Source organism: Vibrio sp. 10N.247.311.13, assembly GCF_041467595.1.
Classification (GTDB): Bacteria; Pseudomonadota; Gammaproteobacteria; order Enterobacterales; family Vibrionaceae; genus Vibrio; species Vibrio crassostreae_C.
In genome coordinates, this window is the sequence record NZ_JBFSUX010000007.1 from 24,222 (window position 1) to 49,219 (window position 24,998).

General features: G+C 44.0%; 17 protein-coding genes and 1 riboswitch. Of the genes, 4 read left to right on the forward strand and 13 right to left on the reverse strand.

Going from position 1 to position 24,998, the window contains the following annotated elements; all coding sequences use genetic code 11:
- Positions 1 to 108: 108 nt before the first annotated feature.
- From AB6E52_RS04750 to emrD, 6 genes are all read right to left on the reverse strand, one after another.
- On the reverse strand, positions 109 to 2,979 hold the full coding sequence (locus tag AB6E52_RS04750) for a hypothetical protein (RefSeq protein WP_102319682.1): 2,871 nt from the start codon (positions 2,977 to 2,979) through the stop codon (positions 109 to 111).
- A 30-nt stretch (positions 2,980 to 3,009) separates the two neighbouring features.
- Positions 3,010 to 3,093: riboswitch (cyclic di-GMP riboswitch) on the reverse strand.
- A gap of 12 nt (positions 3,094 to 3,105) precedes the next feature.
- Positions 3,106 to 4,446, reverse strand: coding sequence for an HlyD family type I secretion periplasmic adaptor subunit (locus tag AB6E52_RS04755; RefSeq protein WP_017070029.1), 1,341 nt, complete (start codon positions 4,444 to 4,446; stop codon positions 3,106 to 3,108).
- On the reverse strand, positions 4,439 to 6,124 hold the full coding sequence (locus tag AB6E52_RS04760; protein WP_017062120.1) for a type I secretion system permease/ATPase: 1,686 nt from the start codon (positions 6,122 to 6,124) through the stop codon (positions 4,439 to 4,441). The genes AB6E52_RS04755 and AB6E52_RS04760 overlap by 8 nt, the downstream gene beginning before the upstream one ends.
- A gap of 156 nt (positions 6,125 to 6,280) precedes the next feature.
- Positions 6,281 to 7,087: an exodeoxyribonuclease III gene (gene xthA, locus AB6E52_RS04765; protein WP_017070028.1), complete on the reverse strand. Its 807-nt coding sequence runs from the start codon at positions 7,085 to 7,087 to the stop codon at positions 6,281 to 6,283.
- A 169-nt stretch (positions 7,088 to 7,256) separates the two neighbouring features.
- On the reverse strand, positions 7,257 to 9,347 hold the full coding sequence (locus tag AB6E52_RS04770) for a S9 family peptidase (RefSeq protein ID WP_198594296.1): 2,091 nt from the start codon (positions 9,345 to 9,347) through the stop codon (positions 7,257 to 7,259).
- A gap of 334 nt (positions 9,348 to 9,681) precedes the next feature.
- The gene (gene emrD / locus AB6E52_RS04775; RefSeq protein ID WP_017065927.1) at positions 9,682 to 10,887 is read right to left on the reverse strand and encodes a multidrug efflux MFS transporter EmrD; all 1,206 of its coding nucleotides are present in this window, start codon (positions 10,885 to 10,887) and stop codon (positions 9,682 to 9,684) included.
- Positions 10,888 to 11,386: 499 nt separating this feature from the next.
- On the opposite strand from emrD, the gene AB6E52_RS04780 reads away from it, so the two are divergent.
- Positions 11,387 to 13,504, forward strand: coding sequence for a methyl-accepting chemotaxis protein (locus tag AB6E52_RS04780; RefSeq protein ID WP_017070026.1), 2,118 nt, complete (start codon positions 11,387 to 11,389; stop codon positions 13,502 to 13,504).
- Positions 13,505 to 13,616: 112 nt separating this feature from the next.
- Here the strand turns inward: AB6E52_RS04780 and AB6E52_RS04785 are convergent, their stop codons facing one another.
- From AB6E52_RS04785 to dinG, 5 genes are all read right to left on the reverse strand, one after another.
- Positions 13,617 to 14,750 carry a cupin domain-containing protein gene (locus AB6E52_RS04785; protein ID WP_102319680.1) on the reverse strand — a complete coding sequence of 378 codons (1,134 nt, stop codon included), beginning with the start codon at positions 14,748 to 14,750 and terminating at the stop codon, positions 13,617 to 13,619.
- Between the two features lie 43 nt (positions 14,751 to 14,793).
- Positions 14,794 to 14,964: a pleiotropic regulatory protein RsmS gene (gene rsmS / locus AB6E52_RS04790; protein WP_017055021.1), complete on the reverse strand. Its 171-nt coding sequence runs from the start codon at positions 14,962 to 14,964 to the stop codon at positions 14,794 to 14,796.
- On the reverse strand, positions 14,954 to 15,502 hold the full coding sequence (locus tag AB6E52_RS04795) for a primosomal replication protein (RefSeq protein ID WP_017070024.1): 549 nt from the start codon (positions 15,500 to 15,502) through the stop codon (positions 14,954 to 14,956). The genes rsmS and AB6E52_RS04795 overlap by 11 nt, the downstream gene beginning before the upstream one ends.
- A 22-nt stretch (positions 15,503 to 15,524) precedes the next feature.
- Entirely contained in the window at positions 15,525 to 16,304 is a 780-nt protein-coding gene (locus AB6E52_RS04800) for a TSUP family transporter (RefSeq protein WP_017062114.1), read from the reverse strand.
- A 128-nt stretch (positions 16,305 to 16,432) separates the two neighbouring features.
- Entirely contained in the window at positions 16,433 to 18,508 is a 2,076-nt protein-coding gene (gene dinG, locus AB6E52_RS04805; protein ID WP_102319679.1) for an ATP-dependent DNA helicase DinG, read from the reverse strand.
- A 513-nt stretch (positions 18,509 to 19,021) separates the two neighbouring features.
- Between dinG and AB6E52_RS04810 the strand changes: the two genes are divergently transcribed.
- Positions 19,022 to 20,044 (forward strand): porin, encoded by a 1,023-nt coding sequence (locus AB6E52_RS04810; RefSeq protein ID WP_102319678.1) that lies wholly within the window; start codon positions 19,022 to 19,024, stop codon positions 20,042 to 20,044.
- 74 nt (positions 20,045 to 20,118) lie between these two features.
- Entirely contained in the window at positions 20,119 to 20,766 is a 648-nt protein-coding gene (locus AB6E52_RS04815; protein ID WP_102319677.1) for a DUF2057 family protein, read from the forward strand.
- Positions 20,767 to 20,824: 58 nt separating this feature from the next.
- On the opposite strand, the gene AB6E52_RS04820 is transcribed toward AB6E52_RS04815, so the two are convergent.
- Entirely contained in the window at positions 20,825 to 21,553 is a 729-nt protein-coding gene (locus AB6E52_RS04820; RefSeq protein ID WP_102319676.1) for a pseudouridine synthase, read from the reverse strand.
- Positions 21,554 to 21,874: 321 nt separating this feature from the next.
- Between AB6E52_RS04820 and AB6E52_RS04825 the strand changes: the two genes are divergently transcribed.
- A complete protein-coding gene (locus tag AB6E52_RS04825; protein WP_050648555.1) occupies positions 21,875 to 24,100 on the forward strand; it encodes an NADP-dependent isocitrate dehydrogenase in 2,226 nt (741 codons plus the stop codon).
- Between the two features lie 327 nt (positions 24,101 to 24,427).
- Here the strand turns inward: AB6E52_RS04825 and cspD are convergent, their stop codons facing one another.
- Positions 24,428 to 24,649: a cold shock domain-containing protein CspD gene (cspD, locus tag AB6E52_RS04830; protein ID WP_004736548.1), complete on the reverse strand. Its 222-nt coding sequence runs from the start codon at positions 24,647 to 24,649 to the stop codon at positions 24,428 to 24,430.
- Positions 24,650 to 24,998 lie beyond the last annotated feature (349 nt).

A 24,998-nucleotide genomic window follows, 5' to 3' on the forward strand; every position in this document is an offset into this window, starting at 1 on the left:
TAGGGTTTGTATAGGAATTAGTTGAGTAGCTCTTTGAAGCAAAAAGGACTTATTACACAAGCAATAAGTCCTTTAACTTTGTTTCTGATTTACTAGTTCAAAAAGCAATTAAACTTCATTAACGCCAATGAAATCACCATCAAAGGATGCATCAGTGTAGATGATGACTTCTTTGCCTCCTTTGGTGAAGCTATAAGCGGTAATCGTTTCAGTTCCATCGAGTCCAAGTTTATCTTGCATATCTTGGTCTAGCGTCACTGATGTTGCGGTTTGGTATTGGAATCCTTGAAGATGACTTGCGTCGATATCTTCAATTCCTAAAGCAAAGAATTCAGCAACTTGGTCGTCGTTCTTTGCTCTATTACCATCAAGGTCATGGTTTTGATTGAAGGTTTTACCTAGAGAAATAGTCAGTTTGTCATTAGCTGAGTCTCCCCCTATGACTGCTTCAAACCCATTGATGTTTGACCCCTTCGACATGTCGATATCGACACCACCAGGGTCATTGGCGACCAGTACATCGAACCCTTTACCACCATGAATTAGAGTATCCTCTGCATCAAAGGCTACTGTATCGTTGCCTTTACCAGCACGGATTTCGTCTGCACCACCACCACCAATGATGATGTCATCGCCTTTACCGCCTTTGATATGGTCGATTCCGTCTCCGCCATCAAGCCAATCATCGCCTTTACCACCAAACAATTGCTCTGGTTGGTCGTCGATTTCAACGGTGGTTACCACATCATCGAAGTCACCATCACCGCCAGGGTTGTCATTCCAGAACTGATTTCCGAGTTCTGTACCCGGATTGAAGTTGTTAATGCCGCTAACATCTAAGGTAAGGTTGCCGTTACTACCGACTAAATCTTGTACGCCCAGCAAGAAGGGGTGGTCACTATTGTTAGAGCTGGTCGCTTGTTGAGTGTTTAAGTCAATTGCGATACTTTCGCCTGAGACGAAACCGTCATTCCCGCCATCTGGGATAATGAAGAACCCGAGCGTATCAACGCAATCATCACAGTGCCCCAAATCGAGACTAAAGCTGTTGCCAGCTTCAGAGTTTGGAAGGTGATCTTTCACATTCCCCCAAATGACTTCAGCGTTTACATTGCCTTCACTGTCTTTTGTGAAGTAACCAAACGAATTTTCGAAGCCCGCTTCGGTGCCTTCCATAGTGACGTCAATAGTCCCTCTGAAGCTACTTACATCGTAGTAACCCGTCTCAGGATCGAGTTCAGGTATGCCACCTTTGGCGTTGTCACCACCAAGAATGACATCGTCCCCACGACCACCGCGCAATATATCGGTTCCGTCACCCGTTAGGCCATCGGTGGTAACAGAAGTGACGTAGTAGTCACTTGAATCGGCATTAGCGTCTCCGTTTTTGTCAAATGCAGGACCAACGGCAGTAAACTGAAGTTCATCAAAGGCTTTAAAGCCAGTGTCATCAGGACCGATGTTTAGATAACCGCTGTTGTTATTGCCATCCGCTAAATCGCTCGCAATGAAATCGCCCTCAGCGACCAGAATACCTTCCCGATATGCTGCCCAATGGCCTGCCTCATCTACGCCATTGTCGCCTTCATTTAAGTAGAGGTTGGAAATGCCGACTTTAGCAATCATTGTATGTTCGTCTAAGCTGACGGAAAACATCTCTGATGCACCTTCACCGGTAACGCCGTCGTAGCTGAAGCCAATTTGAGCAAGCACGCCAGCCTCTGCTGCGCCATCTACCCCATAACCTGTACCGCCAGAGCTTGCATTACCTGTATCAACGGTGCCGACAGAACCATCAGCGTTGTAGGCGGTTGAATTTGCTGATAGGTCGACGGATGTCGTTGGCTCCGCTAATTCAAACTCGCCGGTTCCTTCGTTAAACGACAGCGCTTCAAAGTTATCGCCGATAATTACGTCATTCCCTTTACCGCCTCGAATCAAGTCGTTCCCAGCGGCGCCTTCATTTGCAGCGTCTGGCCCGTTATCACCAATGAGCACATCGTTATGCAGTACCTGCTTCAATGACACATTATCAATCAGAGCCCCAAAGGTGTCTTCTGCGCCGTCGGCAATAAAATTGAGTGAGTAATTTCCTGAAGAGAGATCGACATCTTCGCTAAACAGATCCCAATCATCATCGACGCCGTCAATGTCTTGGAAAGACTTCTCGAATACAACGTCGGTGCCCGCCATTATTTGGACTGTGAAAGGAGCGGTGGTGCTATCGCCTCCTTTATTACGGAAAGCGTAGGAAAAATCGAGTTGATATATACCGTCGTCATCGACCGTAAATGTTTGGGAGACGGTTGAATTTGAATTCGCGCCATGCGAGTCTAATTCTAGGAAGTGACCACTGGCGATATCAGTCCCGTAACCATCAGCTGGGACACCGCCATGCAGTTGTTCTTGAATCTCGATACTGCCAACCTCTGCGTTCCATGCACCGGCGCTTGGCGCTGTTCCCCATGTATTGCCAAGGTCAAAAGCTTCAAAATCACCATCGCTGATTAGGTTTTCGCCAAATTCTGCACCAGCGCCTCTGTCACCATAAATAATGTCATTGTTCGCACCGCCTTCAACATAATCATCACCGGCACCTGCAACCACAATGTCGTCAACACACTCTTCTCCTAGCGCTTCTAAATCTTTATCGCGTGCCGCGCTTAAATCGCGGTTAACGCCGGCTTCATCACCAGCATTGAGCGAATGATTCCAAGCTTCAACCACATCGTTTCCGGCACCTGCTTTAATTGTGTCCGATCCACGTCCAGCAGCGATAAAGTCATCGCCGCTGCCGGCATGCACAATGTCGTCGCCTTTACCGGCTCGTACTTCGAGGTTATCGCCGCTGAGGTTAGAAAGGTCATTGTTGACATCTCTAGATTCTGGGGTGGGGAGGTTAGGACCATCTACTAGTGTATTGGTATCATTGCTACCATTACTTTTCAGTCCTGCTGCTGTATTGGTTACTTCTGCCATCGTTTTTTCCTCACATATCATTCGATACATAGAGGCAGCCCAGCCATCTCGGCTTCATCCCTGAGATCTGGAGCTTTCCGTCCTCACCTCACGATGAGTTTGGCTTTATCTTCTTTGTGCGCTTGGTTAAATTTCTCTCATTGCCTTATAGGCGCTCACAGAGAGTGGGTTGAGTAGATACTCGAGCGGTGTTTGTTGCTCAAGTAATATCATCACTTCTGCGGGCATGCCCGGATACAATGAGATGTTTTCTAATGCTTCTAGCTCAGACTTATCTAACGATACTCTCGCTAAGTAAGCAGAAGATCCTGTAGCTTGATCGCTAATGCGGTCAGCCGAAATATGGACTAATTTTCCACGAATCGGTGGTGTTTTACGGAAACTGTATGCAGTCAGTCTTACTTGGGTATCCAACCCAATTCGTAAGGCTTCAATGTCTTCTGGCTTGACTAACGCTTCTACAATCAACTCGTCATTTTGCGGAACCAATTCCATTAAGGTTTCACCGGGTGGAACAATGGCATTTTCGGAGACCACATTAAGTCCAACCACCACACCACTTTGAGGTGCTCTTATTTCAACCCGGGTAAGAATATCTTGAGCATTGACCATAGCTTCTCTGGTTTCATTCAGCTTTCGTTCTAAATCTTGTATCTCTTCGCCGAGCGTTTTGGCGTAAGTATAATCCGCGTTGATCAGCTCTAATTTCGCTTCGGCGATGGTGCGCTTGGCGTGTCCGATTCTAGCTTTGAGGTCAGCAACGTTACCTTGTAATTGAGAGCGTTCTCGCTGTAAATCCAATAAGCGAGATTTGGATGTGTTACCGGAAACAAGCAAATCTTGGTGCATTTGTACCTGTTCTTCTAAATACTTCAGGCTTCGATTTCCGGCTAAGAATCGTTGTTGGAAGCCTTGCAGATCAAGTTTTGATTGCTCGACTTTTTGCTGTAACACATCGGATTCACCGGATTTTAACGATTGTCTTTTGCTGAAAAGTTTACTCTGCGTATCAAGTAAGCTTGATACGTTTGGGTCACTCATAAGGGAGAGTAATCTCATATCAAATTGAATTTCTTGATGACTCGCTAACTCTGATTGTAAGCGGTTCAGCCGCGCTAAATCACTTTGCCACTGAGCTCTTAGCCTTAGAAGCGATGCTTGAGCTTGTGTGTGACTTAACGTGATGAGCAGTTCGTCTTTTTGAACATGGTCGCCGTCAGAAACATGGACGATTTCTACAATCCCGCCTTCTAAGTGCTGAATGGGTTTTCGCTTTGATTCTACGATAATCACGCCTGGCGCAATGGCAGCAGAAGAAAGCGGGGCTAGGTATGCCCAAGCAGCAAAGCCACCAAGAGTAGTCACAAGAACTAACCAGATGAACACCTGTATTTTGAATGTAGAAAAGATCAGTTTTCTACCATCGTCGAAGTGAATACCTTTATCGTCATGATGAATACTAGCCATTCGACACCTCCGAGGAAGCGACATTGAAGAGCGACCGGACAACTTTACTCGCTTCGCCTGCTTGCGTTATCTGGCCGTTTTTCAATTCAACAACCCAATCGACATGTCTGAGTAAGCTTGGGTTATGCGTTACCATCACGACAGAAATGGATTTCTCTTTCGCCAATTGTAATAGCGAAACAAGAAACTCTTCGCCTTCTTTGTCGAGATGGGAATCAGGCTCATCAAGCACGAGTAGCTTAGGTGAGAAAACCAATGCTCTTGCGATGGCAAGTTTCTGGGCTTGTCCACCAGATAACTGATGACCAAAAGAACCGATAATCGTTTCATATCCATTCGGTAATGCGACAACAGCATCATGCACACCGGCTTGAATAGCGGATCTGACGATTTGGCTATCCGTAACGTTGGAATCAAATCGGGCGATATTTTGTTTGACAGTGCCATGTAAAAAGTCGATGTGCTGAGGAACATAACCGACGGTGTGTTTGAACTGATTCAGATTCCACAACTCAACATTGAGTCCATCGATAGAAATGCCACCTTTTGAGGGCGATATGCCGTTAGTGATCATTTTGCAGATGGAAGACTTACCTGACCCGCTAGGGCCTATCAATGCGACTCGATTTCCTGATTCCAGTCTTAGCTTCAAACCATTAAGAGTCGGCTTGTTAAGTTTTTCAGACGCGAACCATGTGACGTTGTCGATGACCAGATCACCTTTAATTGTTTCCAACTCGGTTCGCTCGGTATGTTTAGTATGAGAAGCAAATTCCTTAGCTAAGCGTTTGTTTGCATCCAAACCAGTTTTCCATGCTTGAATACCACTAGAGAGCATCTCAATTGGCTGGAGTGCTCTCGCCATTAGGATTGAACCCGCAATCATTCCACCAGCAGACATGGCATTTTGAATGACTAGACTTGCTCCGACAGCCATGATGATGAGTTGAAGGACCATACGTATGTAACGAGAAAATGCACTCAGTGAACAGGTGGCTTGATCTAAATGGCTTCGAGACCAGCTCTTCTCCGCCAATATTTCTTGGTAGGTCTGACTTAAACCTTGTTGTTGATGTTGGCTAAAGATCGTGGCGTGTTTTTGAAAGCACTCGTCGTTTTTTCTTTGTGTTGCGAGCTGGCTTAAGTAAGTGGTTTTAAAGTGCTTAGATTTAACCCAATGAGAAAGCAATGTTGTCATGAGAATAAAAACAACGGCACCCACACCGACTAATCCTATATATGGATGAATCGCAAACATAATAATAAGAAAAAGGGGAGTGAATGGCAGATCAAACATGACAAAGTAGGCTGGAGAAGAGAGTAGGCTCTTTACCTCACTTATATCGTTGAACAGATGTTTTTCTTTTGATTTCGATGAGAAGGAGGTTTGTTCAAATAGCTGCTGAGACGCGATAAATTCAAATTTGATCGCTTTCTTTTGTGCATACTTGGCTCTAGACGCGTCAAGGAACGCTTGGGCTGTAAGTAGGAACACAGCAATGAAAGCCAAGAATAGAAGCGTATCTAAACTTTGACTTGAGAGGACTCGATCAAACACTTGAAGGCTGAATAAGGGAACGACTAACATCAATACGCTGATCGCTCCGCTGACCACCATCATCGGAAGTAAACTACGCAGATTAATTGGATTTATACCGGCCCAAGGCTTTGCGTCCATACAAAACTCTCTCCATTGGTTGTCCAAATAGTATAGATGGGCAGTGGCGAGAATGTGAACTATCTCAAGCTTTTTGAGTGGATTTGAGCTAAGTAAAAAAAATGCACAAGCTAAACAAAAGCTTGTGCATTTTTGATTTGAAATTTAATTTGGATTTTATTTAAACGTCGACCAAATCGGAGCGTGATCTGACGGTTTTTCAATGCCGCGTAGCTCGTAATCGATGCCAGCTTCAGTACACTTATCGGCAAGCTTTTGAGTCGCTAGGACTACATCAATACGCAGGCCGCGGTTGTCTACGAAGCCTTTTGAGCGGTAATCAAACCACGAGTATTGATCATTCACTTCAGGGTGCAGCAAGCGGAAGCTGTCTACAAAGCCCCAGTCCATCAATGTTTTCAACCATTCTCGCTCTTCTGGTTGGAAAGAGCATTTACCTGTTTTTAACCAACGTTTCGCATTAGGTTCACCAATGCCGATGTCTGCGTCGATAGGGCTGATATTAATGTCGCCCATCACAATCACTTGCTCATCTTTGTTGTGATAATCGTTTAAGTAAGTCATTAAGTCTTTATAGAACTGGCGTTTGTACGGGTATTTTGTTTCATGCTTGATGTTATCCCCTTGAGGGAAGTAGCCATTTAGCACGGTAACCTTTTCACCATCTTCATCTTCAAACGTCGCCATGATCATGCGTTTTTGATGGTCTTCATTATCTGTTGGGAAACCCTTCTGCACAGAAATAGGCTCTTGCTTACACAACATTGCCACACCGTAGTGGGCTTTTTGACCGTGGAAGTAAACCTTATAGCCCATTGCTTCAACATCAGCAATTGGGAAGGCTTCATCGTGCACTTTTATCTCTTGCAGACCAATCACGTCGGGTTGGTGTTTGTCGATAATAGCTTGCAGTTGGTGAAGGCGGGCTCTAAGACCGTTGATGTTGAAGCTAATTACTTTCATTTGTTTTTATACCTCTCGTAAACCTTTGTCACTGCTTGTTTTTAAAGGTTTTTGATTTGGTGGATTTCATGGTTCATCGTATTTAACCATGCTTAATAATTTCTGTCGCCACTTTGTAGAGACAAAATGGCGACATTAAATGATGTGAATACTTACAGTTACGTAGAATCTATTGAGTCTTAAGTAAATCCAAAAAGAACGCGTATTCAAGTGCGTCTTCTTTTAATCGTTTAAATCGGCCAGAAGCGCCACCGTGACCGGCTTCCATATCGGTTTTGAACAGCAATACGTTGTTGTCTGTTTTCATTTCACGCAGCTTCGCAACCCATTTCATTGGCTCAAAGTACTGCACCTGTGAGTCATGCAGGCCTGTCGTTACCAACATGTTCGGGTAGTTTTGTACCTTAATGTTGTCGTACGGTGAGTACCCCAGCATGTAATCGTAGTAGGCTTTATCGTTCGGGTTACCCCATTCGTCATACTCATTGGTGGTTAGAGGGATCGATTCATCGAGCATGGTTGTCACAATGTCTACAAACGGAACATGTGCACCAATACCACGGTACAGTTCTGGTGCTTGGTTGATGATTGCTCCCATCAATAGACCGCCAGCAGACCCCCCAACGGCGAACACTTTATCTTTCGCGCCGTAGCCTTCTTCAACAAGCTCTTTGGTTACATCAATAAAGTCGTTGAACGTGTTTTGTTTGGTCAGTTTTTTGCCATCTTCATACCAAGGGCGACCCAGCATTTCTGAACCGCGGACATGTGCGATGGCATAAACAAAACCTCTATCCAGTAGGCTTAGGCGAGTTGAGCTGAAGGTAGGTTCAATCGTAGAGCCGTAAGACCCATAGCCGTATTGGTAGATTGGGTTAGTGCCGTCTTTCTTAAATAAGTCTTTACGATAAACCAAAGAGACAGGAACTTGCTTACCATCGCGAGCCGTAATCATGATTCGCTCTGATTGGTAGTTATCCGCTTCGAAATCACCTAATACGGGTGTTTGCTTCATGAGCTCGGATTCACCTGTACTTAGGTCGAAATCATAGTAAGTACCTGGCGTGGTTAAGCTGCTGTAATAGATACGAACTTTTGCGTTATCTAATGCATAGTTACTCGTTAGGTAAGCGGCAAATGCGGTGTCGTTAAATTCAAGTGGAAACTCGTGGCCTGTTGAGAGTTGGCGAACTTTCACTGTAGACAAGCCATCCGCGCGTTGCTCGTAGACAAGATGGTCATCAAACAACTCGAAATCTACAAGCTGAGTATTATCGTCTGCTGGGATGACATCGACCCATTTTGAGCGATCATGCATCTCTTCGGTTGTGACTTTCATTAAACGGAAGTTGACCGCTTGGTAGTTGGTGTAGATGTAATACCAATCACCTAGCTTAGCGATGCTGTACTCTATGCCGGTCTCTTTTGGGTAGAAAGCCTCAGCTGTAGCCTTTGGGTTGTTGGCATCGATGACTGAGACACCGCTGGTTTCTGTGCTCGAATGCCAAATGTAGACCTGTTCACCATCTTTGCTTTTACTCAAAGAGGTGTAGTAAGCACTATCGGTCTCTTCGTAGATTAACTGATCGCTTGCTTGAGCGCTGCCTAAAACGTGGCGGTAAACTTGATAACCCAGCAATGTTTGTGGATCTTTTTTGATGTAGTAGAAGGCTTGGTTGTCGTTCTGCCACGCGATAGCACTTGAAGCGCCTTCAATTTCATCTTTTAGGTATTCACCTGTTGTGAGGTCTTTGATCTTGATGGTGTAAATGCGGCGGCTTAGCGTATCTTCGCCATAGGCCAACAAGTTTTCGTCTGGGCTGATCGTTAAGCCACCAATACTGAAGAATTCATGCTCTTTTGCTAGCTCGTTTACATCTAAGATGACTTGCTTGTCTGTGCCTAAAAAGTTTTTTTCACGCAGGTGAACTGGGTATTCGTTATCGCCTGTGACCTTATTCGAGTAGTAGTAACTGCCTTTGCGAACCGGTACCGAATTGTCGTCTTTCGCGATTCGGCCTTTAATCTCTTCAAATAATTGTTTTTGTGCTGCTTCTGTATGTTTCAACACCGTATCTGCGTACTGATTCTCTTGCTCAAGTTGTTGCAATATCTCTGGATCTTGGCGTGCATCATCGCGCATCCAATAGTAATCATCGATTCGGGTTTCACCATGAATCGTCATTGCGTGAGGGACTTTCTTAGCAACGGGTGCTTGGGTTTGCTGAGCGACGAGCTGTGATTGAGAGTAGTGGTTCATGGTTGATATTCCTTGATTGCTGCATCCGGCGACAAGCGCTATTGATACGACTAATGTGGTTAAAGCGATACGCATCTATATATCCCTAGTGTGCACCTTACTCTTTTTGATGCCAGCATCCTTTGTTGGTTGGGTATCTTCCAGTGATATTATTTATAATTGGATTCTGGATATGCACCTTCATCGTAAGTGTCTGTTATTGTTTTCAAAAAATCAAAGTAATGTTAAATGAAATTACTGATACGTGAGAGTGGAAGGAATAAATGTGCAACAAAAAGGGACACACTTTTCAGTACGTCCCTTTCCTTTGTTTGGGCAGGATTCGAGCTTTACGTTAAATAGCCAATGGCATTTCATTTGAGTGGTCAGGTTTACGATTAACCCAACGTAAACCAAGCATAGCGATGAATGACATTGCAATCATCAAGCAACCGAGTGGCAGTTGGTCTTGAGCTGGGAAGAACGATGCCAATAGTGTTGCGATGCCAGCACCTAGGTTTTGCATACCACCTAAAATCGCACCTCCAGTACCAGCGTGGTACGGGAATGGCGAAAGTGCCCCTGTTGTTGCTGCTGGGAATAATATGCCAGCGCCCAAGAAGTAAATTGTGGCACCGCCAATCAAAGTTAATGCTGTTGTTTGACCAAACAGACCCGGTATCAATACCACTGTTGAGCCTACCAATATCGCAACCAGACCAACATTCAATGCACGGCGCTCAGAGCGACGTTGTGCGATGTAACTAGATAAGCCTGCACCGACTAAGTAACCTGGAATAGGCAAAACAAACAGCAAGCTTACTGTGGTTGCCGGTAAGCCAAGTACGCCACCAAGCAACACACCTGCCGCTGCTTCAAATACGGCTACACCAGCAAAGGTTGCGACTAATACCAATAAGAAACCTTGGAAACGTTTATCAGACAGAACGAACTTGTAGCTGTTGGCAACCGATTCATGCTTGCGTCGTTCTTTCGGCAGTGTTTCCATCATGCTCGTCATCATAGTGATCACAACAGCAATACCAAACAGCGCAAGGAATAAGTAGCTAGAACGCCAGCCGAAAACTTCTGTTAGGTAACCACCCAGTACAGGAGCCATCAATGGTGAGAAAATCACACACATGCTAATCAAGCTGTTTGCACGGTGCAGCTCTGCGCCTTCAAAACAGTCGCGAGTCAATGTACGAGACATCGCACCACCACAACCGATGCCCAAACCTTGGATAAAGCTGCCCGCTAAGAACCATTCATATTCGTGAGCGAACAATGCTACCAAAGTACCGATGATGTAGATGATCAAACCAATCACGATGATCGGTTTACGACCTAGGCGATCTGAAAGTGGGCCGTAAACAAATTGCGACAGACCATAAGGGATCAAGTAACACGCCATCACTGCCTGCAGTGAAGATGCCGAAACTAAGAACTCACCTGCCATATGACCGATAGAAGGCACGTACATCGTTTGAGTCATTTGACCTACGGCAGTCAGAATAGCGATTAAAAAGGTAAGTTTCGCTAATGGAAACGAGGCGGACATTTGCGTATCTCTCCAAAAATTAAGACGTAAAAAGCCTTAGCGCTCCATTAAAGGAGAGCCAAATGAATAAAGTGTTCAGGGAATCTAGGCGCGAGATATTAGAGCTTGATTGCGGGCTTAGCAATCGAAAAGTGTGAAGTTGAGCAAGATAAAAATCTATAACTTGGATTATAAAAACTAATCCGAAATTGCTGCATTTTAAAGAGGGAGAGGGTGGAGTGGGCTTCCTTTAAATATCGATGTTCTGGCTATGTCCAAAGCGCTAAAACCTAAGCAACACAGCCAATGATTATATGAGTACATCATTTTAAATCACAGAAAAAAGGAAGAAAACACGCTCTATTAACATTTGTATAAACTTTCGTTTTATATGTAAGCAATTTGTGCTGTAATTATCCGCTAAGCTATTCGTCTAACTTGTTTACATTTTGTACAGCAATTCGTTGTCGATGTGATAGTTATGGTTATGGAAGTCTTTTGGCTTAAATAAGGATATTAAATGCGCTCTCTATCGGTACAGTGGAAAATAACCCTCTTAGCAGGTTGTTGTTTAATCATTACGTCACTGTCTCTTATTGGTTTCTCGATCTACAACGCAACGAGCAATCAACAAGTCATCAAATCTCAAAGTTCAGAATCAGTTATCAATAAAACTCAGCAGCTGCTGGCGTCTGTTTCTCAGCTTAATGCTCAAGAAACTCAACGTTATGTAGACGAAGCTATTTACCGCGCAGAAATGCTTGCGGCCAGTGCTCAGTTTCTAAAAAACAATGCAGACGAAAACTTTACACCAAGTGAAGAGCTTCGTACCGCCTTGGATGAAATGGTTCGTCGCTCGGTTTTAAACTTCGACTCTATTCAAGGAGCGTATCTAGTTTTCAAGCCTGACTTGCTCGATAGTGAAGATGCGAATTATGTCGATGCTGATTATGTTGGTTCTAACGAAAAAGGTCGTTTTGCTCCTTACTGGAAGGTGGCAGATAACGGTGAAAATGTTCTAGCGAACGTTCTTTCAGAATCTATCTTGAATGATGACAGCAATAGCGAACGTTTTTACTGTCCTTTGTCTTCAGGGCAAACGTGTATTAGTACGCCGAGAGTCGTGAACAGCGGTGGTGTAGCACTACTTACGTCCTCTATTTCAGTCCCTATTTTGGTTGACGACGTTGCTATTGGTTTTCTTGGTATTGATCTAAGACTTGATGGTTTAACCAGTGTGATTACTCAATCTGACCAGAGCTTGTTTAACGGTGCGGGTAAAGCTTACGTGGTTAGTCTAGATGGTTCGGTCATCGCTTCTGATGATTCAAGCATTGCAGTCGGTTCAACTTTCCAAAGTGGCAATACAAACAGTGATTTAATGACCGACTTTATCTTTGGTGGTGAAGTGACAACGCAATGGAGCGAGAACGGTGAGTGGTTACTTGCCTTTGCACCTGTTGTTGCAGCTAACCAAACTTGGGGGGTGTTGTTTGAGATCCCAAGAGACAGTGTCGTCGCTGACGCAAATAAATTGGATTCCATCATTAGCACTAAGCTAAGTGAAGGCATCAAAACAGAAGTGATCGCCGGTACAGTGTTTATTATCTTTGGCTTAGCCATTATCGCGTTTGCCTCGTTGTCTATTGTGAAGCCGATTCGTCAGGTTGTGGAAAGGTTGAATGACATCGCTTCAGGTGAAGGTGATTTGACGCAGCGCTTGGAAGTGAAGTCTCAAGATGAAATCGGTCAGTTGTCAAAAGGATTTAACCTGTTCCTAGATAAGCTGCAACACACAATCAAAGAAGTCATTCACACCACAGAACAAGTGGCAAATACTACCAGCCAAGCGAAAGCATCAGCATCAAGTACTCGTGAAAGCAGCGAGTCTCAATTTAAAGAAGTGGATCTAGTCGCGACAGCGGCCGAAGAGATGACTCAAACTGCGGGCTTAGTGGTACAAAATGCAGAAGTGGCCGTTGATGCAGCGTGCGAAGCGAATCGTTCTGCTCAACAAGGGCAACAAGTCATCGAACTTTCAGCAGGTGAAATGAGAAAGCTGGTGGAGCGTATGTCGAGTGCTGTTCCTATTGTTGAAGAATTGGCAAAAAATAACGGAAACATCACCGAGATCTTAAGTGTGATTGAAGGGATCTCTGAGCAAACTAACTTACTGGCATTGAACGCGGCGATTGAAGCGGCTCGTGCTGGCGAACAAGGTCGAGGTTTTGCTGTTGTTGCGGATGAGGTAAGAAACCTCGCAAGTCGCACCCAGTCATCGGTTGGTGAGATCAGAGCGGTGATCGACAAGGTTCATGCTGGAACTCAAGATGTCGTTGAAGCAATACAAGAAGGCAATATCCTAGCTAACGATACAGCACTACACGTTCAGAAAGCAGTTGAAGATCTGGGGTCGATCTTTACTTCTATTGAGGCGATCAGTGATATGAACAGTCAGATCGTTCGAGCAGCCGAAGAGCAACAATCGGTTTCCGGTGAAGTAAATCAAAGCGTGGTTAATATTCGCGATTTGAGTGCGAAGATCTTGGAGCAAGCCGCGGCTTCTGAGCAAGTCGGCAATGAAATTGACCAACTGTCTCAACAACAACAGAAGTTGGTCAATCAGTTCAAGGTATAAGCATTAAGCCTTAACCAGTTCTTGAATAGAAAAAGGGACAAATGAAGATTTCATTTGTCCCTTTTTTAATTGTTTATTTAGAGGCTAGGCAATAACCAGCGGTTGACGCTGCTTACTCTTCGATAAACCAGTAGCCTTTGTTGACCAATTCAGTCACGACAGTTATGCCCGAAGGAGATAGGGCAGTAGCCGAGGTAATCATGGTCTCATCGCAAAGTATGTTGAGTAACGAAGAATCCGCTTCATCCACCTTAACCACTTCGCCATTGATGTAAGCAGTGTTGCTTTCATTTTCGTGGTAGAGCGCCTTTAAGCCTGATACTCGGTGAATCTCACCTTCAGACTCTAAGTGTTGAGCGATCTCTTCTTGAGTCCATAGTGGCTCTGGAGCAACGATATCAAGCTGGTGGCGTGATTGGCTTAGCAGACAACCCATGAATTCACTGATGGTTTCAGGTTGCTCTAGTGCAGATTTCAACATGTCTGTGAGATTGCTTAAATCCGATGAACGAATTTTTCCGTAGCCATCTTGCGTTTTGAATTCTGGATCGTGAAGATGAACGTCACCCATATCATGTGCAAGTACAAAATCGGCAAAGTTGCTGATCAGTTCTTGTTCTTTAGGCGAGCGGTAGCCAATAGAGTAGCTCATTGACGGCTCTAACGTGTTCCCTTCATGTGGGAAACCTGGTGGGATATAAAGGATATCGCCCGGCTCTAAAGTTTCATCGATGATTGGGTCAAAACCTTCAATTTGACGAAGTGCAGAAGCTTGGACAGTCTCTTTATATTGGCCAACATCTTTAGCGCCAACCTTCCATTGACGTTTGCCTTGACCTTGAATGATGAAGACATCGTATTGATCAATATGTGGGCCTACGCCGCCTTCAGGTGCTGAGTAGCAGATCATGAGATCGTCGAATAACCAGTTTGGTAACGCTTGGAACGCCTCAGTCAGTTGATTTGCGCCTTGGTGCCAGTGGTTCGCTGCTTGAACGATCAGCTGCCAATGAGTTTCGGTTAACTCGCCAAATTTTTCTTCAGAGAATGGACCGTGTTCTGCAGTCCACTGATTGTCGAGGTTAGAGACAAAGCGAGAATCCACTTCTTCTTCCATCGATAAACCAGCAAGTTCTTCCGGCGAAATTGGGTCGACGAAGTTTTGGAAGCCACCCTTTAAGATGGTTGGTTTTTTATGCCAGTAGTTTTCAAGAAACTCGGGCATAGAAAAGCTAAGTTGGTACATGTGAATCCTGTATATTTTTATGCTAGATGCTAGATGCTAGATGCTAGATGCTAGATGCTAGTTTGGCTTGTAAATCTTGCTGGACAATTTTGATTGCTTCTAACGCGACTTTTGGATCGATTTCGTTGCTTTCGAGCAGATAGATCAGGTCGACAGCTAATTTAACTTCTTCTGGTGCGTTATCCAGTGGTGATGGTGTGTTATCAGTGTTCATTTCGCTTAGGGTTCTCTAAGTTAATCAGTCTCTCAATATTTTTCATTGAGTCTTCACAGCGTTCTAATCGCTCTTTTGCTAACTGCCAAGCCTCTTCCGCTTTTTTCTTACTGTGGCGAGGCGCAGAATCAAACGCTAACTTTCGTACTCGTACTAAATCGACCAATCGCTTTTGCCAGTCTTGGTGCTGGGCGAGTTCGTTGTATAGGTCGTTCAGGGTTTTCCCTGACTTGCTTTTTCGGTCCAAGCGTAAATCGTGGTTGGCTAACTCTCTTTGGATTGCTGCAATCTGATTGGTCAGCTTTTCTGTCAGGTAGTTGGCTCTGGACGCGGTCAGTTGATTTGAGGTTTGTTCACGTACAATGGTGCGGTACGTTGCCTGAGTTTCAAGTGCATAGGGAAGCAAAACAGAGGCGCCGCATTTAAATAAGGCTCGGTCAAACAAGGCTTGATGATAAGCCCCTCGAGATTTGTCAACCTGCGAGCAATGGCCAATCAAGGTATCAATAACACTTTTTAGCTTTGAAAATTGATTCATTTCACTTCCCGTTGGCTACTGCCTATAAGTTCACAAACCAAGCTTCGTATGCCAGTTTAATTGCAAGTACGCTTACAACTGTAACAAACACAGGTCTTATAAATGTAGCACCGAACCGAATAGCAGAGTGAGCGCCAACAAATGCACCGGCCATCAAACAAAGGCCCATGGTTAAACCTAGAACCCAATCAATATGACCAAGAATCGCGAAGGTCACCAAAGAGGTAAAGTTACTGGTAAAGTTCATGGCTTTGGATAGACCAGAGGCAAGTAAGATGTTTAAGCGATAAAGCGCCATAGAGCTTACCGTCCAAAACGCGCCAGTTCCTGGGCCAGCAACCCCATCATAAAAGCCAAGAATGAATCCTTGGTACTTTTGTTTTCTCTTAAGCACAGGGCATGGCTTAGGAGACACATTATGGCTCACATCTGGAGTCTTATGAAAAATGGTATAGACCGCTGCGGCAAGAATGACTAACGGCAATACCTTCTCTAACCACTCGGTGCTAATGGCATCAACAGTGAGTGTGCCGATTGTCGCACCTATTAAAGTAGATATGAATGCATTGACCCAACACTCAGGCTTGAACAGCTTTTTACGGTAGTAAGTGAATGCAGCTGTAGATGAAGCGAAAGTCGCTGCAAGCTTGTTAGTACCCAATGCGATGTGTGGCGGTAAACCAAGCGATAGCAAAGCTGGAACGGTTAACATCCCTCCGCCACCTGCGACAGCATCAATAAAGCCTGCTGCAAATGCAACCAGAGCAAGTATGACCAACATGGTTGGCTCAATCATTTCCATAAATAGCTAGTGTTCTCGTTATCGGCTGATAGGGCAGCCACATGAAAAATCTATGGATTAGTCATGTTGGGTTGTGAATGCAAGGGCCTAGCGATGAAGGCCCATAACTACCTCAAGGGCAGGGGATATTAGTATTTTATTGTTCTTTTAAAAGGCGGTAGTGAATCGAGTAGGGACTTTCCGTATCGCTTCGTTACTATGCGTCTATCAAGGATCGTGACTTTACCAGAATCTCTTTCCTTACGCAGTAGTCTACCCACAGATTGAATAAGCTTTTTACTCGCATCTGGAACAGTAATCTGCATAAAAGGGTTACCACCGCGTGATTCAATATATTCTGAATGTGCTTGCTCTACGGGAGAGGTAGGAACACCAAAAGGAATCTTGGTAATAACGAGGTTTTCAAGAAGCTCACCTGGTAGATCAAGACCTTCAGAAAAGCTGCCAGTTCCAAAAAGAACGCTGGTTTTACCTTGGTCTATTAGCTTTTTATGTTTTTTTAGAATTTCAGTTCGTGAAGTATCGCCTTGAACCTGCAATGCCCACGACTTTTTAACGAAATCTGTTGTTAAAGCCTCTGCAACTTTGTTCATTTGCCAGTAAGAAGAGAATAGAACGAGATTGGCTTTTTTGTCTTCTATTACCTTAGGCAAAATTTCAATAAGATATTCGGTAAACTGAGGTGCTTGTGGTTCGTACTTCATTGCCGGAACGATCAGCTCAGCTTGATTCTGGTAATCAAACGGTGATGCCAAAGCCAAAAACTGTACGCCATCTTCTGCTTTCTGGCTGATACCTGCTTGATGACAGAAAAAGCTAAAAGAGTTGAGCGCTCTCATGGTCGCAGATACTAATACCGCACCAACACAACGGCTCCAGATTTGTTGATCCAGTTGCCAACCCACCTCGAGTGGTGAAACATTCACAACGAAATCACCTTCGCTTTCTTTATTCAGTTCGAGCCAACGAGCTAAAGGAGCGCCTTTTTCTCTCTTCGATTCAGCCATTAAGCGCCAAACTTGAGCAAGGTTCTCTGTTCTTTGTATATAGAAGCCAATTTCTGCCAGTGCCGGCTCTGCAAGTTTTGCTGAAAGCTCGCCGTCTTTAACTCGTTCCGCAATCAGGTCTGCAATCTTCGCAACTGCTTGGCTCGCCTTTTGTGTGAGTTGCTTGAGGTCTTTTGATTCATTCTCAAGCCACTCAGGTAAGTCGCCATGTTCGAAGCGATACAAGCCGTCTTCAAAGTGGTTAGCGTCAAACTGTTTACTCATTTGAGTCAGGGTAGGGATCAGCTGTTGCACTGAGTCTTGCAGCTCATTTCGAAATCGATGGACACGTTTCTCGTCAGCGAGGCCTGAAAGCTTAGTGATTGATTGATTCAAACGCTCCAACCACGATGCTGCGCCTTTTAAGCTGGCAGCTGCAGAGGAGTGATCTCGAGCGACATGAGGTAAATGGTGTGCCTCGTCGAATATATAGATGCTGTTTTCTGGCTCTGGAAGAATAACTCCGCCACCTAGGTCAGCGTCGGCCATCACCAAACTGTGATTAGCGATAATCACATCTGCTTTATCTAGCTCTGAACGCGCTTTCTGGAAAGGGCAATCTCTGTGAGTTGGCATACTGTTATTACAGCTGTGCTTATCACTAACAATCATCTGCCAAATCATGTTGTCGATGGGTTTTGGCCACGAATCACGGTCACCATCCCATTTACCTTGGGTTAGGCTACGATACATGGTTTGAAGTTGGTCGATATCCTTCTTCTTTGGCTTAGATTCGAACATGGCCATTTGTCCGCCATCAACCCCGCAGGCAGCGGCTAGCTTTTCGGAACAACAATAACGCTGTCTGCCCTTCGCTAATATGAAAGAAAACTCTCGATCAGTCAGTCTTCTATATAGAGGGAGATCTTTATTGACGAGCTGTTCTTGTAGCGCAACCGTCGCCGTTGATATGACTATTTTTCGGTTATTGAGCACAGCGACAGGAATAGTTGCCATTAAATAAGCCAGTGATTTCCCGATCCCTGTCCCAGCTTCTGCAACAATCATGCGATTACTTTTGTGGTATTGACCACAAAGTGTCTTCGCTATTTCTGCAACAAGGTAATTTTGAGCACGTCTAGGTACAAAGTTGTCCAACTGATCTTGGAGGTTTTGATAACTGGTGCGAATAGATTTTTGAATTTTAGTAGTTAGCATACTGTGACCTACGTAACGGAGCGAGGATAGTAGCACATATCACTAGTCGGTACATTTACGGTGAAATAGCTTGCTTTTGAATCAAAGGTAGATCTTGTTCACAAAAAAAAACTGAACCATCAGGAACTTAACTATTTTATTTATGTTGCGAAATATAAATATTAAAAAAGACTTGCTTGTAGGTGTTAAATCCTGAGATGTGGCGTTTTTACAAGTTGTTTGTGGTGTTAAATGCTGTTTTGTTCTTTTTTTGGATTATTATATTTCCTGATAAAACTAAGGATAAGCTGCTCGTAAAACTATGAAAAAAAATGTAAGTAGTTGATTTTGATTGCTTTGTGTTTTTTTTAGGTTTGTTTTTAGTTTATTTGACACGCAGGATAATCTTTTGCAATCTAGACCTCGAAATTTAGTGACGGTGATTAACCAACAAAGAGTGGTAATGACCAGTCATAAAAATAAAAGGGAACCGGGCAAGGATCTCCCATTCTTAGAAAAGGCAGTGGATTTATTATGAAAAAGACTCTATTAGCGCTAGCTATCGCAGCTACAGCAACTTCTGTAAACGCAGCAGAAATTTACTCTAACGACGATACTAAAGTTGGCCTAAAAGGCGAGGTAGATATCTACCTATCTCAATCTGAAGTAGACAAAAACCTAACTGAAACAACTAAGAACGAAGCTGACGTTTCTACTTGGGCTAAAATCCAACTTGACGCTGAGCAGAAGCTTAACGATCAGTTCACAGCATTCGCATCTTTCGAAATCGAAACTGACGGCAGCAACGCTAAGTTCGATGACGTTCTAGCTGGTTTTAAAACTGACACTTGGGGTATGGCTTTCGGTGAAACTGGCGACCTAGCAGAATCTGCTGACGCTATCCAGAAAGATGATATCACAAACGAAGGTAACTACATGGGCTCTACTGGTGGTCACCACCGCGAGTCTTCTGGCCACGGCGCTGTATTCAAAGGTCAATTCGTTGAAGGTTTCACAATCGTAGCTGACGTTAACACTGATTCTACTGAAGACGTTGACAACACTTACGGTATCTCTGCAGATTACGCATTCAGCAACTTCTCTATCGGTGCTTCTTACATCACTGGTGACGCTGCTAAAGACGTAGATTACTCTCTTGCTGGTGTTTCTGCTTCTGCTGAATTTGGTGGTTTTTACTTAGCGCTTACTTACGCACAGTTTGAAGGCAACCAAGGTTACGGTTACTGGGATCTAGCTGACGTTGCTGGCGCTGGCAACTTCGGTAATGGCGAAACTATGGGTATCGCTGCTGCTTACCAAATCGATGCTGTTCGTCTATACACTACATACTCTGTAGCAACAACTGACGAAATCGCTACAGCAGCGGGTACTTCTAAGATCTCTGATATCGACTCTACTAACCTAGTTGTTGGTGTTGATTACGCATTCCGTGACAACATCCTATTCCTAGCTGAATACCAAACTGCTGATTTCGAATACGCATCACAAACTCTAGATGCTGATGGCGTTATTGCTGGTGTTTACTACACTTTCTAATTTGTAGTTAACTATGCTATATAAAAGCCAGCGTTAAGCTGGCTTTTTTACATTTATTGATTAAGGAATCGTACATGAACAAGTGGTATTTAAGTTTTATCTGTCTGCTCTCTGCACCATATGCAACAGCTTCTCTAGAGCTGGCTTCTGGTATCACTCTAAATACTTTGAACGGTGAGGTGATTGATAATGTGGAAGACGCGGTATTGACCTCTGGAGAAAACCAGCTCGTTTTAGATTACACAGGGTATTTGAGCGATAAAGGCAAACGCGAGTTTATCAGTACAGTTCCTTACATTATGGTAGTTAATGTTCCCGAAAATGCTGATGTTGATATTGATCTTCTAAGTAGAAAGTACGCTAAAATCGAAAAAAATGTAGACAGAGAACTTCCTATATTCAGTATCTCTGTAAACGGTGATGATGCAGAAGTCGTGCAAGAAGTTTTGCCTCCATCTCAAGGTGCACTGCCTTACAGCGATATCCCTCAGTTGGTTAAAGACTACAACCAAGAAAGAGGCTTAGTTTTTGATTCAGGCAAGATTCGTTCGTTGAAAGAAGAGCTAGCGGCGGTACAAACTGGTGCAGTAGTTGGAGCAACGGTAGCTGGCGACAGTACTGTGCAAGAGTCTGAAAATACGCTTCAACTTAAGCTATGGTATTCAAGAGCAAATGAAGAAGAGCGTAAAGCATTCCAAAAATGGTTAATTGACCAAAAGTAATCAATCTTCACGTACAAAAAAGCGAGACGTAAATCTCGCTTTAATATATTGCTATGAGTTAAATCTCTTTCCACTCACCAGGCTGCAGCTGCCCCACATTCATATTACCCATTGAGTAACGGATAAGACGCAGGGTAGGGAAGCCGATATTGGCTGTCATTCGTCTTACCTGACGGTTACGTCCTTCAATGATTGTAATAGCCAACCATGTTGTCGGTATCGCGGCTCTGAAGCGTACTGGAGGATTTCTATCCCACACAACAGGTTCAGACATCACCTCAACCTGAGCGGGCAGTGTCATGCCGTCTTTTAGTTCGACACCTTTTCTCAATTTATCTAAATCTTCCTCAGAAGGTGCGCCTTCAACCTGTACCCAGTAAGTCTTTGGGGATTTTGAGTTTGGTTGAGTTAGCTTAGCTTGAAAAATACCATCGTTGGTCAAGACCATTAACCCTTCGCTGTCGCGGTCAAGGCGACCTGCAGCATAAACGTCTTTCACTGGAATAAAGTCCGCTAGCGTTTTTCTCCCTTCGCCATCTGTAAATTGGCTTAGAGTATCGAAAGGCTTGTTGAACAGAATTACTTTGCGATCTTCGAGCGCAACCTTATGTTTTGCATTGGTAGGCTTGCCTTTATATCGGTGCTTGCTTGAGTGAGATTTGTTGTGCGAATTGCCAGTGTTATTCTTATCACTGCTTCGGCTTTGTCTATTACCGCTTTGTTTTAATGTTGCACCAGAACGAGCCGGTTTGTCTGAACGAGATGCGCTGCGTGAGCGAGTAGACATGTTAACTACCTTGCAAAAATGTAAACGAAGTGTGCTGAAAAGTTTTCACTTAAACGGAATTGAGCTATCATTTGCGCGCCTAAAAGACACAAAATAGAACAAGTTGATGGACTCTTAAGCCTGATTTGTTTAATTATACCTTCGTGTTTTATTATAACAACGCACTCACGGATTTGGTTCATGCTGTCATCAAGATTGTATGAAAAATAAGATAGAGTACGACTATCGAGTAAGCAGTTTTCACTCTTAGAGTGGCTTACTGGTCAATTTATAACACGCTCACTACTTTAAATGAGCTTGTAAGAACTATAGGGAAATTTCATGCCTACTGAAAAACCAACGATCATCTATACCATTACAGACGAAGCTCCGGCGCTAGCAACATACTCTCTGCTGCCTATCATTCAATCTTTTACAGCTTCTTCTGGTATTAACGTTGATACTCGCGACATTTCACTTGCAGGGCGTATTATTGCCAACTTCCCTGACTATTTGAACGAAGAGCAACGTATTGGTGATGCATTAGCAGAACTAGGTGAATTGGCTAAGACACCAGAAGCAAACATTATCAAGCTTCCAAACATCTCTGCATCTGTACCTCAGCTTCAAGCAACAATCAAAGAGCTACAGTCAAAAGGTTACGCACTTCCTAATTACCCAGAAGAAGCAAACACTGACGAAGAGAAAGCAGTAAAAGCGACTTACGACAAAATCAAAGGCAGTGCAGTAAATCCAGTATTGCGTGAAGGTAACTCGGATCGCCGCGCTCCACTTTCTGTTAAAAACTACGCGAAGAAGAACCCACACTCAATGGGTGCTTGGTCTGCAGATTCTAAGTCGCACGTTTCAAGTATGGACGACAAAGACTTCTTCGGTAGCGAAAAGTCAGTAACCATTGAAGGTGCTACAGAAGTTAGCATTGAATTCGTTGGCAAAGATGGTGCGAAGAAAACATTGAAGCCGGCTTTTGCACTGCAAGATAAAGAGATCATTGATGCGTCAGTGATGAATAAGGCCGCTTTGGTTGCGTTCTTCGAAAAAGAAATCGCATCGGCTAAAGAGCAAGGTGTATTGCTTTCTCTTCACATGAAAGCGACGATGATGAAAGTATCTGACCCAGTGATTTTTGGTCACGCGGTTAAGGTTTACTACAAAGACGTATTCGCTAAACACGGTCAGCTGTTTGAAGAGCTAGGTGTTGATGTTAACAACGGCATCGGTGATGTATACGCAAAAATTGCTGCGCTTCCTCAAGAGCAGAAAGAAGCAATCGAAGCTGACCTGCAAGCGGTATACGAGACTCAGCCACCACTAGCGATGGTTGATTCGGACCGTGGCATTACTAACCTACACGTACCAAGCGATATCATTGTGGATGCATCTATGCCTGCAATGCTGCGTTCTTCTGGTCAAATGTGGGATCCAGAAGGTAAGCAAAAAGATACCAAAGCAATGATCCCAGATCGTAGCTACGCGAGCATTTACCAAGCGGTTATTGATTTCTGTAAAGAGAACGGCGCGTTCGATCCAACAACGATGGGTAGCGTACCAAACGTTGGCTTGATGGCTCAAAAAGCGGAAGAGTACGGTTCTCATGATAAGACTTTCATCCTTGAAGCTGCTGGTCAGGTTCAAGTTGTTGACGCTTCAGGCGCTGTGCTTCTTGAGCAAGACGTAGAGGAAGGCGATATCTTCCGTATGTGTCAGGTTAAAGATGCACCAATCCAAGACTGGGTTAAGCTTGCGGTAACGCGTGCTCGTGCATCGGGTGTTCCAGCGGTATTTTGGCTAGATGCGTCACGCGCACATGATGCTCAGCTTATCAAGAAAGTTGAAGCATACCTTCCTGAATACGATACCGATGGTCTTGAAATTAAGATCCTTGCTCCACTTGAAGCGACTCAATACTCACTGGTTCGTATCAAAGAAGGCCTAGATACTATTTCGGTTACTGGTAACGTATTACGTGATTACCTAACTGACTTGTTCCCGATTTTAGAGCTTGGTACATCAGCTAAGATGCTATCGATTGTTCCACTAATGAACGGTGGTGGTCTGTTTGAAACAGGTGCTGGCGGCTCTGCTCCTAAACATGTTCAACAAGTAGAGAAAGAAAACCACCTGCGTTGGGATTCTCTAGGTGAATTCTTGGCACTAGCGGCATCTCTAGAGCACCTGAGCGTAGTAACAGGTAACGCTAAAGCACAAGTTCTAGCTGATGCGCTTGATAAAGCGACGGGTGAGTTCCTTGATAACAACAAGTCTCCTTCACGTCGAGTCGGTGAGCTTGATAACCGTGGTAGCCACTACTATCTAGCGGCATACTGGGCTAAGGCGCTTGCTGAGCAAACGGCTGACGCTGATCTTGCTGCTGAGTTTGCAGGTGTGGCAAGTCAACTGGCTGAAAGTGAAGAAGCGATCGTTGCAGAGCTGAACAACGCTCAAGGTGTGGCTGGCGACTTAGGTGGTTACTACCTACTTGACGATGCATTGGTTTCAACACTAATGCGCCCAAGCTCAACGCTAAACGCGTTTATTGATGCATAGTGATTGGACTCATCGTTAGTCACTCATGAACGTGATTTGCTAACGAGTTGCTTAGGCTGATAGCTAAGTTATAGATAAAGTCAAAACGAAAGACGCTTTAACGATAATGTTAAAGCGTCTTTTTTCTGTCTAATACTTCTTAAGACCTAGCTTAAGGGGAGTAGCTCTTCGAGCTCATTGTCCAGTGAGCAACTTTAGAGCCCCCAAAACGAAAAAAACCGCTCACGTAATCCTGTGTTACAGGTATTAAATGAGCGGTTTCAATATTCTGTTTACCTATCAGCCGTTAATGACGACTGATAGAGGTTAACATGAGTTTGCATTCGCCTATTTTGCGGCGCTGCCTTCTACAGGAACAACGGAGCTAGCATGCGAGCCTTTAGGTCCACTTTCTACTTCATAGTCGACCTGCTGACCAGCCTTTAAGGTTCGATAACCTTCCATTTGTATTGTGGAGTAGTGCGCGAAAATATCGCCGTCTTCACCTTCTGGACAAATAAAGCCAAACCCTTTGGCATTGTTAAACCATTTTACTGTACCTGTAGCCATGCTATACATCCCTCATGCATTTTGTTACTAACGTTGTTATATCAATTGTTGTAAGTGCGATTGATATCATTCCTACCAGCTAAAGAATTTCAGCTAATAGCTTGAATCTCGTACATTGCTTACGGAAATTAACGCTACCCTGCGTAATTATTCCTTATTGTTAATTTTTGAAGCGTGTTACTGATTTTAATTCATGTTGCAAAAGTGTATTAAAAAACCTTTTAGCTCCAATGTAGCTAATGATTGAGCACAGTCAATAGTAAATTGGTATAAAAGTGATCAATTTTAATAACAAATCACATTCGAGATTAACCGCAAACTATTAACCAAATAGTAACTTAGCGGTAAT

Coding starts and splice junctions, on each gene's coding strand:
- AB6E52_RS04750 (WP_102319682.1), bottom strand. CDS start 2,979: ATGGCAGAAGTAACCAATACAGCAGCAGGACTGAAAAGTAATGGTAGC.
- AB6E52_RS04755 (WP_017070029.1), bottom strand. CDS start 4,446: ATGGCTAGTATTCATCATGACGATAAAGGTATTCACTTCGACGATGGT.
- AB6E52_RS04760 (WP_017062120.1), bottom strand. CDS start 6,124: ATGGACGCAAAGCCTTGGGCCGGTATAAATCCAATTAATCTGCGTAGT.
- xthA (WP_017070028.1), bottom strand. CDS start 7,087: ATGAAAGTAATTAGCTTCAACATCAACGGTCTTAGAGCCCGCCTTCAC.
- AB6E52_RS04770 (WP_198594296.1), bottom strand. CDS start 9,347: ATGAACCACTACTCTCAATCACAGCTCGTCGCTCAGCAAACCCAAGCA.
- emrD (WP_017065927.1), bottom strand. CDS start 10,887: ATGTCCGCCTCGTTTCCATTAGCGAAACTTACCTTTTTAATCGCTATT.
- AB6E52_RS04780 (WP_017070026.1), top strand. CDS start 11,387: ATGCGCTCTCTATCGGTACAGTGGAAAATAACCCTCTTAGCAGGTTGT.
- AB6E52_RS04785 (WP_102319680.1), bottom strand. CDS start 14,750: ATGTACCAACTTAGCTTTTCTATGCCCGAGTTTCTTGAAAACTACTGG.
- rsmS (WP_017055021.1), bottom strand. CDS start 14,964: ATGAACACTGATAACACACCATCACCACTGGATAACGCACCAGAAGAA.
- AB6E52_RS04795 (WP_017070024.1), bottom strand. CDS start 15,502: ATGAATCAATTTTCAAAGCTAAAAAGTGTTATTGATACCTTGATTGGC.
- AB6E52_RS04800 (WP_017062114.1), bottom strand. CDS start 16,304: ATGGAAATGATTGAGCCAACCATGTTGGTCATACTTGCTCTGGTTGCA.
- dinG (WP_102319679.1), bottom strand. CDS start 18,508: ATGCTAACTACTAAAATTCAAAAATCTATTCGCACCAGTTATCAAAAC.
- AB6E52_RS04810 (WP_102319678.1), top strand. CDS start 19,022: ATGAAAAAGACTCTATTAGCGCTAGCTATCGCAGCTACAGCAACTTCT.
- AB6E52_RS04815 (WP_102319677.1), top strand. CDS start 20,119: ATGAACAAGTGGTATTTAAGTTTTATCTGTCTGCTCTCTGCACCATAT.
- AB6E52_RS04820 (WP_102319676.1), bottom strand. CDS start 21,553: ATGTCTACTCGCTCACGCAGCGCATCTCGTTCAGACAAACCGGCTCGT.
- AB6E52_RS04825 (WP_050648555.1), top strand. CDS start 21,875: ATGCCTACTGAAAAACCAACGATCATCTATACCATTACAGACGAAGCT.
- cspD (WP_004736548.1), bottom strand. CDS start 24,649: ATGGCTACAGGTACAGTAAAATGGTTTAACAATGCCAAAGGGTTTGGC.